Source organism: Lichenicola cladoniae (assembly GCF_013201075.1).
Taxonomy (GTDB): Bacteria; Pseudomonadota; Alphaproteobacteria; order Acetobacterales; family Acetobacteraceae; genus Lichenicola; species Lichenicola cladoniae.
Genome location: NZ_CP053710.1, coordinates 307,556 through 319,645 on the forward strand (window position 1 = coordinate 307,556; position 12,090 = coordinate 319,645).

14 protein-coding genes and 2 pseudogenes are annotated in these 12,090 nt (G+C 61.8%); 5 read left to right on the forward strand and 11 right to left on the reverse strand.

The annotated features are described in order from the left end of the window. Window positions 1-250: 250 nt before the first annotated feature. Both HN018_RS25650 and HN018_RS25655 read right to left on the reverse strand, forming a co-directional pair. A complete protein-coding gene (locus HN018_RS25650) occupies window positions 251-1,600 on the reverse strand; it encodes an MFS transporter (RefSeq protein ID WP_171834320.1) in 1,350 nt (449 codons plus the stop codon). Beyond that, window positions 1,597-2,211, reverse strand: coding sequence for a gluconokinase (locus HN018_RS25655; RefSeq protein WP_171834319.1), 615 nt, complete (start codon window positions 2,209-2,211; stop codon window positions 1,597-1,599). The genes HN018_RS25650 and HN018_RS25655 overlap by 4 nt, the downstream gene beginning before the upstream one ends. 790 nt (window positions 2,212-3,001) lie before the next feature. Between HN018_RS25655 and HN018_RS29270 the strand changes: the two genes are divergently transcribed. Both HN018_RS29270 and HN018_RS29275 read left to right on the forward strand, forming a co-directional pair. Further along, window positions 3,002-3,358, forward strand: coding sequence for a chemotaxis protein CheB (locus tag HN018_RS29270; protein WP_338034043.1), 357 nt, complete (start codon window positions 3,002-3,004; stop codon window positions 3,356-3,358). 116 nt (window positions 3,359-3,474) lie between these two features. Beyond that, the gene (locus HN018_RS29275; protein WP_338034044.1) at window positions 3,475-3,597 is read left to right on the forward strand and encodes a hypothetical protein; all 123 of its coding nucleotides are present in this window, start codon (window positions 3,475-3,477) and stop codon (window positions 3,595-3,597) included. A gap of 121 nt (window positions 3,598-3,718) precedes the next feature. On the opposite strand, the gene HN018_RS25665 is transcribed toward HN018_RS29275, so the two are convergent. From HN018_RS25665 to HN018_RS25690, 6 genes and pseudogenes are all read right to left on the reverse strand, one after another. Next, window positions 3,719-4,024 carry a hypothetical protein gene (locus tag HN018_RS25665; RefSeq protein WP_171834318.1) on the reverse strand — a complete coding sequence of 102 codons (306 nt, stop codon included), beginning with the start codon at window positions 4,022-4,024 and terminating at the stop codon, window positions 3,719-3,721. A gap of 279 nt (window positions 4,025-4,303) precedes the next feature. Next, window positions 4,304-4,977: pseudogene (locus tag HN018_RS25670) on the reverse strand (IS6 family transposase). A gap of 24 nt (window positions 4,978-5,001) precedes the next feature. Next, a complete protein-coding gene (locus HN018_RS25675) occupies window positions 5,002-5,253 on the reverse strand; it encodes an IS3 family transposase (protein ID WP_171837839.1) in 252 nt (83 codons plus the stop codon). After that, window positions 5,253-5,603, reverse strand: a complete 351-nt coding sequence (locus HN018_RS25680) for a transposase (protein ID WP_171837838.1) — start codon at window positions 5,601-5,603, stop codon at window positions 5,253-5,255. Before HN018_RS25680 ends, HN018_RS25675 begins: the two co-directional genes overlap by 1 nt. A gap of 4 nt (window positions 5,604-5,607) precedes the next feature. Continuing rightward, window positions 5,608-5,847 (reverse strand): helix-turn-helix domain-containing protein, encoded by a 240-nt coding sequence (locus tag HN018_RS29280; RefSeq protein WP_171837837.1) that lies wholly within the window; start codon window positions 5,845-5,847, stop codon window positions 5,608-5,610. 112 nt (window positions 5,848-5,959) lie between these two features. Further along, window positions 5,960-6,508 carry a BON domain-containing protein gene (locus tag HN018_RS25690; protein ID WP_338034045.1) on the reverse strand — a complete coding sequence of 183 codons (549 nt, stop codon included), beginning with the start codon at window positions 6,506-6,508 and terminating at the stop codon, window positions 5,960-5,962. A gap of 406 nt (window positions 6,509-6,914) precedes the next feature. On the opposite strand from HN018_RS25690, the gene HN018_RS25695 reads away from it, so the two are divergent. From HN018_RS25695 to HN018_RS25705, 3 genes are all read left to right on the forward strand, one after another. Next, window positions 6,915-7,100, forward strand: coding sequence for a hypothetical protein (locus HN018_RS25695; RefSeq protein ID WP_171837834.1), 186 nt, complete (start codon window positions 6,915-6,917; stop codon window positions 7,098-7,100). Beyond that, window positions 7,100-8,278 carry an acetate/propionate family kinase gene (locus tag HN018_RS25700; RefSeq protein WP_171837836.1) on the forward strand — a complete coding sequence of 393 codons (1,179 nt, stop codon included), beginning with the start codon at window positions 7,100-7,102 and terminating at the stop codon, window positions 8,276-8,278. Before HN018_RS25695 ends, HN018_RS25700 begins: the two co-directional genes overlap by 1 nt. Before the next feature lie 153 nt (window positions 8,279-8,431). Continuing rightward, window positions 8,432-9,244 carry a PRC-barrel domain-containing protein gene (locus HN018_RS25705; protein WP_171837835.1) on the forward strand — a complete coding sequence of 271 codons (813 nt, stop codon included), beginning with the start codon at window positions 8,432-8,434 and terminating at the stop codon, window positions 9,242-9,244. Window positions 9,245-9,742: 498 nt separating this feature from the next. On the opposite strand, the pseudogene HN018_RS25710 reads toward HN018_RS25705, so the two are convergent. The 3 genes and pseudogenes from HN018_RS25710 to tnpB all read right to left on the reverse strand — a co-directional run. Further along, a pseudogene (locus HN018_RS25710) lies at window positions 9,743-9,957 on the reverse strand (DDE-type integrase/transposase/recombinase); the annotation flags it as partial. 86 nt (window positions 9,958-10,043) lie between these two features. Then, window positions 10,044-11,687, reverse strand: coding sequence for an IS66 family transposase (gene tnpC, locus HN018_RS25715; protein WP_171837086.1), 1,644 nt, complete (start codon window positions 11,685-11,687; stop codon window positions 10,044-10,046). 60 nt (window positions 11,688-11,747) lie between these two features. After that, window positions 11,748-12,029: an IS66 family insertion sequence element accessory protein TnpB gene (gene tnpB, locus HN018_RS25720; protein ID WP_338034028.1), complete on the reverse strand. Its 282-nt coding sequence runs from the start codon at window positions 12,027-12,029 to the stop codon at window positions 11,748-11,750. Window positions 12,030-12,090 lie beyond the last annotated feature (61 nt).

Consider the following 12,090-nt stretch of genomic DNA (forward strand, 5'->3'; position numbering starts at 1 on the left):
CAAAGAGTCTCTCGGTTCAACCCCGCCAGTCCGCGGCAAGACAAACCGCGCACGGCATCGAGACCAGCCAAAAGCTAAGGCATTACCGATAGGTCATCGAGCTGACCTTCGCCTGGATCGACCGCAACAGCCGCCTCGTCATACGCTACGAGCGGAGAAGCAGCATACATTACCCCCCCTCTCGCCTGCGCGCTCATCTGCTTCAACGGACTGCAGAGCGGTTTCGAAGGCATTCTAAGACCGCACGGCGTTAGTTTCTCGGATCCGGGATCGGCGTGAGCTTGCCGAGGAGAAAGACGTAGGAGAGGATCCCGATAATTAGCACGATACCGGCGACCAGGAACGCATCGGTGAAGGAATGCGTCGCTCCGACAATATAGCCGGTCGCGATCGGCGCGACGGCACCCATCATGTTGTTCAGGAAGTTCATGATGCCGCTGATCGTCCCGGTGGCACCCTTTGGAGCAATCAGTGAGGGAATGGACCAGCCAACCGGTGCTGCTGCGGCAAGGCCGCTCAGAGCGATCGAGATCCAGACGATCGCCCACACCGGGTCGGCCGTCAGGGTGGCGCCGAAGACTGCGAGACCGAGCAACATTCCAGACACGAGCACGGTCTTGCGAACCCGCGTATCGTCATAACCTTTCGTGATTAGGTGGTCAATCAGCCAGCCACCGACAACAAGATCGGCGACGGTCGCGCACGCCCATGGCACTGCGGCAAACCCCGCGGACTTCAGGATGCTCATATGCATCGTCTGGACGAGGTAGTTTGGCAGCCACGTGAGGAACAGATAAAATGAGTATCCGTAGGCCGCGAAGCCGATCGTCAGCCCCCAGAGCTTCCGGTTGCGCAAGAGATGGCCGAGCATGACCATACCGCCGCTCGCTGCCGGTCCCTCGACGGCGGCCCCGCCCGCACGAATATACTCGCGCTCCTCGGAACTAAGCCGCGGATGCTTGCTGGGATCTCGGTAGAAGAAAAAGAACATCAGGAAATACAGGAAGCTCAACGACGCTGTTACCACGAACCCAAAACGCCAACCGAAGTTAACGACGACCAGGGCGACGATCGGAACGCCAATGACGTTAGAGAACTTCGCCCCAGCGTCGAAGATCGATGTCGCTAGCGATCGCTCCTGGCGCGGGAACCAGTAGCCCGTGGCCTTCGCACTTGCAGGGAAACCGGGTGCCTCAGCCGCGCCCAGCAGGATGCGCGCACCAAAGATACCCGCGAAGCCACTCATGAATGCGGTCGAGGCGGAGATCATCGACCAGATCAGCGTGCTGCAGCGATTTGTTTTGGTGACGCCGAAACGATCCAGGATCATGCCCGTTGGGATCTGCATGAGGGCGTATGACCAGAAAAATCCACTGAAAAGCCAGCCTAACTGACCATCGGTGAGGGTGAAGGCATGCTTGAGCTGGGGCGCCGCGACGGACAGGTTGATCCGGTCGAAATAGTTGACGAGCACTCCACAACCCAGAAGCACACCGATACCCCATCGCAATCTTGGGACGTGTCGTGCCGCGCCGGCCGGTGCCGGCACTACCGTTTCTCGGATCGGCGCGCTTTGGGGAGCCGCAACATTGACTGTCATATCCGCGATCCTGACATTGCCGGCTGTTGCCGCGACGCCACGAGGTCCCGCTGTTCCAGCTGTTGCACGATGGTTGCGGCAATATCGGAAGGGGGAGTACCGATATTCACCGTGATTGGTCGCTCATCCTCCGTGGGTTCCTCTAAGGTCGAGAACTGGCTATCCAGCAGCGCTACCGGCATGAAGTGCTCGAGCCGTGCCGTCATGCGACGACGGATGAGGTCGTGTGATCCCTTCAGGTAAACCAGCGTCACGTGGGAGCGATCTCCGATGAGGATCTTGCGATACGCGCGTTTCAGCGCCGAGCAGGTCACGACTGCTGACTCGCCCCTTGCGCGCCAGCCGTCGACCTCCTTGGCGATCTTCTGCAGCCAAGGCAGTCGGTCGGCATCCGTCAGCGGCGTTCCACTGTGCATCTTCTGCACATTAACGGCCGGGTGAAGGTCATCACCCTCCTGAAACTGGCAACCGAGAGCTGCCGCTAGGAGGGCAGCCACCGTGGTCTTACCTGATCCAGAGACCCCCATGATTACGACTATGACAGGACGACTTAGCGAGGGCGTAAACGCTGGAGACCAAAAGCGCCGCGCTTGCCCATCATGTTCAACCATGGATACCTCCTACTCAAAGCCTTCGGACCTGCCCGTGTCACGCGATTGACGGATGCCCGCATTGTCAACACCGGGATTCGATAGGGCGCCATGGCAATCGCTCATAGCTTCGGAAAATACGCAGAGCTTGAGCTTAAGACTTTACAAAACAGCGCCTGCAAAGTTGTGCCAGCTGGATAAGGCTTGAAGTAGGCCACGCCTGGCCGAGTGAAGCGCGGGTCTGGTCCACCTCATCCGCGGGTTCGCGAACCTCTCGATGAGCCGGCCAAGCGGCATACGTCACTGGGCATTGCCGGATCCGTGGGGCTAGGCGTGACCGGGTGAAGGTTGCAGCTGGTGTTCGATCCCGACGATCCGCTGTTAGCGCAGTTCCGCCGGAGGATGGAGCACGAGCAGGGCACGCTGGCGGCAACTGCGGACAGAGGCTAAGCAGGGCACCCTGCTGTTATGACCCCTTGATCAGCTGCCGCTGGCGAAATACGGCATCACCCCTTGGCGAGCAACGCGCGAACGCTTCCCTTCCTGCGCCAGCTCTTATGATTCCCGATTTGCCAGAAGGGGCAGCATCGCAAACCAGGATCCGCCACAACGGCATAAAGTCATGCAGTTCTTTAATCGTAGTGACTACAGGGGTTTCGTCTGCTTGCGAACAGCAGAGATCGTCAGGCGGACCAAAACTCTATCCTAGGTCGTCTGCTGACACGGACGCAAAATCGCAGGTTGCCGATGAGAATAACCTGTTACACTTCCGGGGACGGCACAGAGCCATCGCTAGCAGGGCGTCAACGCAATGGATTGGGGCTTCCCTTTAGTTTGTGTGGGTGGCCCCGTCAGCGGGCTGGATGCATACACTCATCTGCTCCGGAATTTCCCACCCAACCTTGAATTGACGATCGCAATCGCTAATCACTTGAGAACGATGGCCACCCAACTTTATCAGATCCTCAGCCGTCACACGGGGATTCTGGTCAAGCACATCAGCGAGGGTTTTAATATCAAGCCTAATTGCGTTTTCATTATTCTGGCAAGCCGCGACTTGCACGTGCAAGACGGCGAATTTCGTCTGAATCTTATATCCAAACCGCGGGGATGGCCAGATGTGATCACCGTCTTTCTCCATTCTCTAGCTGAGCATTGGCAGGGCTAGTTAAAGCCGTCATCGTCTCCGACCTTGATGGCGACGGAGCAGACGCTCTTTGCGAGATATGAGACGTCGGAGGCGTGACTATTGCGCAGAGACCGGGTAGGGCTGAGCGGCCAGATATGCCCACGAGCGCGGTAGCTAGCGGGTGTATTGATTTCGTTCTTTCACCTGAAGCCATTCCAGAGGCAATTCGTGAGATCAATTCTAGGGGACTGTCCGAGCGGCCGATAAGGCATTTATAAATTCAAGTGACAACTGTCGGCTTGGCCGCTCAACAAGCCCTGGATCAATCTGCTGCCGTCAACGGTTTGCAGCTAGAAAACGTTTCTCCAGTGATAGGTCAGTCGCCGCCACAAGCTGCCTTCAGAGCGTCGGTGGTGATCTCCTGGATGGTCTGGCCGGTTCGGCGGACCGACGCTGCAGCCAGCGATGCATTGGCACCGTTGCCCGGGAGGTCAGCGCGATGGTCGGCTCCGGCCGCACGAACCCGAAGCTTTCCTGCACCGGCCTACGCAGGCGATCTTCCGTTCCGGCCGGCCCATCTCCGCCAAAGAGGCTGCTCTGTCCCGCGACCTCGACCCGCGGCGCGCGCTGGCCCTCGAGCGTCACCATGCTGCATTCTAGATCCGTCTGGAGCATGCTCTGCCCGGTGGTCTGCAGGCGCTGCACCAGACGCTTTAGGCGATCATAACGAGCCGAGCCGTGACCGGGATGGTACCGACCTTGCGCGCGACCATAGATCGGTCGTGCTGCAGCGGCCGGGCTTAAGACACCTCGTGAGCTTCAAAGGGCTGCATATTTGGTCCTTCACGACTCTTCGGCAGGGGCAAGAACTACGGACTCATCGAACGCCACTCCCTGCGTGTAGCGATGACCCTGCACCGGCCTCATCGGTTTTGTCGCAAACTTTGACGGTGGATGAGGTAGGCGCAGGAACTGCGGAGTGGATTATCCTGTGAGGGAATAAAACTGCTGTGCTGGACGCAAATTTCTGTGGAGCGCAACTGGCCCTTGCGGATCATATGCATGATCTCGATGCCGGCGAGGGTGACTGCTGCCGACCAGAAACGCTTGAAGCCGAGCATCGGCCTGGTCATCCGTTTGACCGCCCGATGGTCCTGTTCAACGATATTGTTGAGGTATTTGACTTGGCGGGTCTTGATCCCAGCGTCATGTTCGGCGTTGTAGCTGTCGATCGCCGCGATGTTGGAACCGCTCTTATCGATGGTGATCGTGCGGGGGACCCCATGCCGGCTGGCGGCCTTGCACAGGAAGCGGAGCGCCGCCTTGCGGTCGCGCTTAGCGGTCAAAAGGAAGTCCACCGTGGCGCCGGCCTTATCGACCGCACGATACAGATACTTCCAGGCTCCCTTGATCCGCACGTAGGTCTCGTCCATCCGCCAGCTGTCACCCACCAGGCGCTTGCGTCCAAGGAACGCCTTCTCCAACAGCGGCACATATTTAAGAACCCAGCGATGCAAGGTCGAGTGATCGACCTCCACACCGCGCTCCTGCATCATCTCTTCGATCTGGCGGTAGCTGAGCGGATACGCCACATACCAGCGCACCCCCCACAGGATCACGTCACGCTTGAAGTGACTGCCCTTGAACTCAATCGCCATCGTCCGCCCAGCCTGAATTGGGCCCTAGATCCTATACCAAACATCGGTAGCGAAAAACTTGCGACAGAACCGTCTGGGCTGCAGGTCATGCTCGCGCATCAGGCGACGCACCTTCTTGCTGTTCACCACCAGCCCCTGGTGACGCAGTTCCGCGCATATCCGGCGGTAGCCATACGCCTCGAACTCCTCGCCGATCGCCCTGATCCGGCTGACGATCTCATCATCCTGCTGAGGAGCGACAATCGCGTCGTGGTAGGTCGAACGAGCCAAGCCCATCAGCCGACATCCCTGGGTAATGCTGAGACCACCGGGCCGGTGATGACGGACATAGAAACGTTTCTGCTCGATCGTCCGTGCTTGAGAGCCCCCTTTAGATACTCAAGTTCGAGTGCCTGCCGCCCAACGAGCCGCTCAAGCGCTGCGATCTTCGCCTCGTATCCAGATAACAGATCCGCTGCTTCCGCCTCATTGTCGAACGCACCGACCTCTGCCTTGGCGATCCAGATGCGGATCAGGTTCCGACTGATGTCGTGCCGCTTGGCAAGCGCGTGCAGCGTCTCTCCTGCGGTGTATTCAGCGACAAGCTGGCGCTTGAACTCGATACTGTGGACGCGATGTTTGGCCACGACCTTACTCCTGTAAGGCCCTCCGGCAGGGGGTCAACCAGATCGCCTCATCCTGTCCACCCGCAGGGGCGCACTCCACAAGCTGGTGCAGGTCGCGCGAGAACAGAGACACCCCGACCCAGGTCTCGAGCGACTGGATACGCCGGCTCATGGCGGACTGGGTCATATGACGCCGCTCCGCCGCGCGTGCGAAATGAAGGCAGTCCGCCGCCGCCAAAAAATCCTCCAGCCAGCCATGGTCCACGTCACGCCTCGCCGCTGTCTCATGCGAGTTTCACATGAACCGCCCCTGGCGCGAGGGCTGACAGAACCGCTAAAACTAGCCGGGATCGGACACAGGGGAACCGCGTAGACGATCAGATGACGGCGATGTCGTTTTCGACGTCGATTGCACCGGGTGCCGACCATGCAGTCTCCGCAGCGATCTGCCGCTCGTGAGACGAGTGCACAGTTCCGCTCAGTACAACTTTGCCGCCATCTGCGCGAACGTGAACTGCCTCGGGATCAAAGAACCACGAGCGATGTAGCGCGTGAGTAATGTCGTCACTGAGGCTGGCTGTATCGACGCGGGGCTTGATGGTCGCTTGGTTCGAGACGCCGATCACACCGTGCAGTGGCCGAATGTCTTGCTCAGCGGCTTCTTTTTGGAACCACCAATCGACCACCCCAGTCAGCGTGACCCAGCCGTTCGCGACCGTGACCTTAACGCTATCCTTTGGAACGGAGACGTTCCACGACAAGCGTTCGATCGCCGCCGCCGCGATCTCGCCGTCCGAGCGCTTTGTCTCGAACGGCAGGCGGACCTCGATCTCGTCGGCGACCGCCTTTACGCCCTTCACCCGGCGTACTGCGGTTTCGGCGGCGTGCTTCTCGGCGTAGCTGTCGACACGGGCGGAAAGGGTCACCACACCAGCGTTGCGATGACGCCGATATGCCCGCCGGTCACGCTCGGTTCCCAGATCAACTGCGCGAGCACAGACTGCTGAAGCCGACTGTCTTTAGACATTACGAACTCCCGTTCGGACAGTTAACCGGCAAGAGAGCCGACCGTCCTCGTCACCCAGAAACTACACGACCCGTCCTGGCCGGCGGCACGCCATTCCACCTGGGGCTTCGGAAGCGCGGCGGCCCGAGAGTGTCTGCCATCTGCGCCCTGAGGGCCGTGCGATGAGTAGTTTCCGACTCTGCCGTGCGGCGTCATTCCGGCTTTTTATGCTGATGGCCATCAGCACCGAAAGTTCGCATGAGCGATATCCAAGACAGCCTGCCCGCCGGCCGAGCCGAGCCTGGGTCCCTGAAGGAGGGGCACAATTGAAGGCGCTCACGCCCAATGGGTTCGGCATGGCAATGCTGGCCGGGGAACAAGTGCGCGCCACGCTCACGACGGCGCCGCTCAACTGCGCGGCAATCGGTGGGGTGAAGATGGCCGATCACGGCTGGTTCGCCGCCCGGACATCGGGCACGTTCAGCCAGTCGATCCTGGCCGGCGCTGCCTGATGCCGGGCGCTATCCTGGCGCTCAATGCCGGGTCGAGCAGCATCAAATTCGGGCTGTTCGAGGTCGGCGACGGGCCGGAGCTCCGCCTGATGTCGAAGGGCGGGATCCAGGGCGTCGGCGGCAATCCGCACTTCACCGCCACGGATGCGGCTGGCGCGTCGATGACGGACAAGCACTGGCAGGGGAAGGAGGCGGAATACGACGCCATGCTCGGCGCGCTGCTGGCATGGGCGGAGTCCCATGTGCATCCTGACACCCTCGTCGCGGTCGGGCACCGCGTGGTGCATGGCGGGCGCGACTTCACCGCCCCGGTCCGGCTGACGGCCGAGATCGTCCAGCAACTGGACGCGCTGACGCCGCTGGCGCCGCTGCACCAGCCGCATAGCCTGGCGCCGATCCGCACGCTGACAGCGCTGCGGCCCGGCCTGCCGCAGGTCGCCTGCTTCGACACCGCTTTCCACAACACCATGCCCGCGGTCGCCAAGCGCTTCGCGTTGCCACGCGAATACGAGGACGAAGGTGTCTGGCGCTACGGCTTTCACGGCCTTTCCTACGAGTACGTCTCGCGCGCCTTGCGGCAGGACGCGCCGGGCCTTTCCGCAGGCCGGGTCGTCGTCGCGCATCTGGGCAACGGCGCCAGCCTGTGCGCCATGCGGGACGGGCAAAGCCAGGACACCACGATGGGCTTTACCGCGCTGGACGGCCTGGTGATGGGCACGCGCTGCGGCACGCTGGATGCCGGCGTGGTGCTGTACATGCTGCAGCAGAAGGGGCTCGATGCGCATGCGGTGGAGCAGGTGCTGTACGAACGCTCCGGCTTGCTCGGCGTATCCGGCCTGTCGAGCGACATGCGGACGCTGCTCGACAGCGCCGACGAGCGGGCCCGCGAGGCGGTGGAGCTGTTCGCATTCCGCGTAGGGCAGGAGACGGCGGCGATGGCGGCCTCGATGAACGGGCTCGACGGCTTCGTCTTCACGGGCGGGATCGGCGAACATGCGGTGGCGGCGCGCACCTTGGTGTGCGAGCGGCTGCGTTGGCTGGGAGTGGCGCTGGACGCCGCCGCCAATGCGAATGGGGCGGGCCGGATTAGCACGCCGGGCAGTCGGGTCGAGGTCCATGTGATCCCGACGGACGAGGAGGCCACCATCGCCCGGCATACGCATGATCTGATCGCCTAAGTCACCGCCGCAATCTGCTTGCCTGAGTAGTTTCCGAGCCTGTGTTCCTAGGCCCGGCCAGCCAACATCCTGTGCTGTGCCGATGGTCCGGTCGTCACGCAGCTCACCGAAGCTGAGATCGCGGAGCAGGAACGCACGAGAAAGGAACGCATAATGCTGAATGCCGTCTCATCGCTCAAAGGATTCGAGATCCAGGCCAAGGATGGCAGCCTCGGCACGGTCAGCGACTTCCTGTTCGACGACAGCACCTGGAAGGTGCTCTGGATGGTGGTCGACACCGGGCGCTGGCTGAGCGGGCGCAAGGTCCTGATCCACCCGTCGGCGGTGATTTCCGCTGAATATGGGGAGAGGGAACTCAAGGTCGCACTGACGAAGGCTCAGGTGAAGGACAGCCCGGACGTTGGGACCGACAGGCCAGTGTCACGACAGATGCAGAACGATCTTTACGGCTACTATGGCTCCGACCCGCTCTGGGGCGGATCGATGTTCGGCGCCGGGCTGTATGGCGGGTCGATGAACGGGTTCGCTGGCGGCGGCATGGGCGCGATTGCCTCGCCTTTATCGGCGCCCGCCTATTTTGGCACGGCCGCCGTGCAGGAAGCCGAGCGCGGCGAAACAAATCATCACGAGGGCGACCCGCATTTGCGCAGCATCGCCGAGGTCACCGGCTACCACGTGCATTCGACCGACGGCGACATCGGGCATATCCAGGACCTTCTCATCGACAATGCAAGCTGGGGCATTCGTTACCTCATCGTCGATACCTCGAACTGGTGGGTCGGGCAGCATGTGCTGATCTCGCCCTATGCAGTGCAAGGCGTGGACTGGTCGGAGCGTCACGTCCGGCTCGACCTCACCCGGGCAAAGGTCAAGTCTAGCCCGTCCTGGAACCCGTACAACGTCATCGACGGGGAGTTCGAGCAACGGCTGCACAACCACTACGACTGGCCCGGCTACGGTTGGTAACGGGATCGCTCGATTGGGCGCCGGCAAGGTCACGTCAAGGCAAGATCAGGCGAAGGCCTGGGCCGGCAGGAGGGGGACAATGCAGACAACTCAACCCAACGTATTCGCCCCCTGAAGAATTCGAGCGCTGAGGCGTTCCTTTACGCCGATATCAGAGCAGAGCTGAACGGCTCGACACTGACGATCCTGTCGATGGTCGCGCGGCTTGGTCGCGACCCGTGGGCGGAAGCGGCAAGATGGGCGGCGCTGCCCCGGGCCGGCGCGATCGAGAGCCTCGCCCGAGACATCGATCAAATGCCGCTGGTGCCGGCTGCCCTGGCCGCGGCATACGCCACCGTCACACGTCTCGTCCAACTCCTGCCGGCGACAACGCCAGGCGCGCAACTAGCCCGTCTTATTCAGCGCATGCCAGGGATTCGCTGGCGGATGTACCGTAAGCATCGGTTTTGTCGCAAACTTTGACGGTGGATGAGGTAGGCGCAGGAACTGCGGAGTGGATTATCCTGTGAGGGAATAAAACTGCTGTGCTGGACGCAAATTTCTGTGGAGCGCAACTGGCCCTTGCGGATCATATGCATGATCTCGATGCCGGCGAGGGTGACTGCTGCCGACCAGAAACGCTTGAAGCCGAGCATCGGCCTGGTCATCCGTTTGACCGCCCGATGGTCCTGTTCAACGATATTGTTGAGGTATTTGACTTGGCGGGTCTTGATCCCAGCGTCATGTTCGGCGTTGTAGCTGTCGATCGCCGCGATGTTGGAACGTAACCATCCGCTGAGCACCGCGGCATCATGTCTGATCAGGCAGCGTGGCCGATCGCGGCGGTATTTGATTTAAGCCAGTGCCATGGCAGCAGATCATCGAGGCGTTGCACCGGATGTTCCGCGATGCGGGCCAGCACGTCAGCCAGCCAAGCCTGCGGGTCAACGTCGTTCATCTTGGCCGTGACGATCAAGCTGTACATGATTGCGGCACGCTGCCCGCCGCGATCCGAACCACAGAACAGCCAGGATTTTCGCCCAAGTGCGATGCCTCTCAGGGCGCGTTCGGCCGCGTTGTTGCTGAGGCAGATCCGTCCATCATCCGCAAACCGGGTAAACGCCGTCCAGCGTTTCAGCATGTAGTCGATGGCTTTGGCGATGTCGTTGCCACGCGCGAGCTTAGCCCGCTGCTGACCCAACCAGTCCTGCAGGTCCATCACCAGGGGAAGTGACGAGGCCTGCCGGATCGCCCGGCGCTCCTCGGCACTGTGGCCGTTGATGTCGCGTTCGATGTCGAACAGGGCGTCGATGCGTTGCACGGCTTCCAGGCAGATTGGCGACAGAACCGCTGGGGCCTTGCCGTGCGCCGCACGGCGCGCGCTGCCCGCAAGGTCGGCCAGCACGAAAAACTTCCGGCGCGCATGCGCCCAGCAGGCAGCTTCCACGATCGGCCCGGGTTTGCGTCCCGGTTCATAGAGCTTGCCATAGCCGCCATAAGCATCTGCCTGCAGGATGCCGGTGTAGGCTGCCAGATGGCCTTGCGGGTGTTCGCCGCCGCGATCGCGCGAGTAGTGGAACACAGCACCCGGCGGAGCGAGACCACCGAACGGCCGATCGTCGCGCACGTAGACCCACAGACGGGCGATGTCGGTCTTGCCGCGGGCCAGCACCGGCACCGTGGTGTCATCGCCATGCAGCCGTTCTGCCGCCATGACATGAGCAGCCAAGCGCCCAAACAGCGGCATCAGCACGGTTGTGCAGGCACCGACCTGGTCGGCCAGCGTCGACAGGCTGACCTCCACACCCTCGCGGGCATAGCGTTCTGCCTGACGGTTGAGCGGCTGATGCTGGCCGAACTTCTCGAACAGAATCATGGCCAGCAGGTTCGGTCCGGCCCAGCCGCGGGGCGTCACGTGGAATGGCGCCGGGGGCTGACTGATGCGCTCGCAATCGCGGCAGGAGAATTTCTCACGCACATGCTGGATGACTTTCCAGCTGCGCGGGACGACCTCCAGGGTCTCCGTGACGTCCTCCCCCAGCCTGGACAGGCGTGTGCCGCCGCAGCAGGCGCAGGCCGACGGACCTGCGATGACGACGCGCTCGCGAGGGAGGTGTTCGGGAAACGGGCGCCGGGCCGGGCGCTTGCGGGTAAAGCCGGTGACGGCTGTAGTCTTGGCCGCGGCGGCCTCGGCAGCCAGCTCGTCCTCGGTGGCCGATGCTTCCAGCTCTTCCAGCTGCAGTTCCATCTGCTCCAGCAGGCGGGCGGTGCGCTCCGAGCGTGGTCCGAAGCGGTCACGGTTCAGTTTCTCAATCTGCAGCTTGAGGTGGGCGATCAACGCCTGGTCGCTGGATTGCTGGGCTTGGGCCTCGGCTATGACCCGGGCGACGTCGGCACGTGCTGCCAGGAGCGCTGCCTTGAGCAGCTCGACCTCATCCGGCGGTGCGGCAAACTCGGCGTCCATGCCGAAGATTGAATCATGAACCAAGCCGCCGTGGTACTATTTTCGGCAGCTACCGATCCATTATCCTGCAGATTGTGGACGCCATGTCTGCCGCGGATTGCGCCAGTCGATCGCCTCCAGCAAATAACCCATCTGCGCCGCTGTCAGCGGCACTGCGCCATCCACCGTCTGCGGCCAAATGAAGCGCCCGCGATCCAGGCGCTTGGCATAGAGCGACAAACCGATGCCATCATGCCAGATCGCCTTGATCAGCGAACCACTGCGGCCCCTAAAAACAAAAACATCCCCAGCAAATGGATCTCGGCCAAGCCCTTCCTGCACCTGCAGAGCAAGACCGCGCATGCCCCGGCGCATGTCGGTATGGCCCGTCGCGATCCAGATCCGTACGCTCGCCGAAACCGGG

Coding starts and splice junctions, on each gene's coding strand:
- HN018_RS25650 (WP_171834320.1), bottom strand. CDS start 1,600: ATGACAGTCAATGTTGCGGCTCCCCAAAGCGCGCCGATCCGAGAAACG.
- HN018_RS25655 (WP_171834319.1), bottom strand. CDS start 2,211: ATGGTTGAACATGATGGGCAAGCGCGGCGCTTTTGGTCTCCAGCGTTT.
- HN018_RS29270 (WP_338034043.1), top strand. CDS start 3,002: ATGGATTGGGGCTTCCCTTTAGTTTGTGTGGGTGGCCCCGTCAGCGGG.
- HN018_RS29275 (WP_338034044.1), top strand. CDS start 3,475: ATGCCCACGAGCGCGGTAGCTAGCGGGTGTATTGATTTCGTTCTTTCA.
- HN018_RS25675 (WP_171837839.1), bottom strand. CDS start 5,253: ATGGGCTTGGCTCGTTCGACCTACCACGACGCGATTGTCGCTCCTCAG.
- HN018_RS25700 (WP_171837836.1), top strand. CDS start 7,100: ATGCCGGGCGCTATCCTGGCGCTCAATGCCGGGTCGAGCAGCATCAAA.
- HN018_RS25705 (WP_171837835.1), top strand. CDS start 8,432: ATGCTGAATGCCGTCTCATCGCTCAAAGGATTCGAGATCCAGGCCAAG.
- tnpC (WP_171837086.1), bottom strand. CDS start 11,687: ATGGACGCCGAGTTTGCCGCACCGCCGGATGAGGTCGAGCTGCTCAAG.
- tnpB (WP_338034028.1), bottom strand. CDS start 12,029: ATGCGCGGTCTTGCTCTGCAGGTGCAGGAAGGGCTTGGCCGAGATCCA.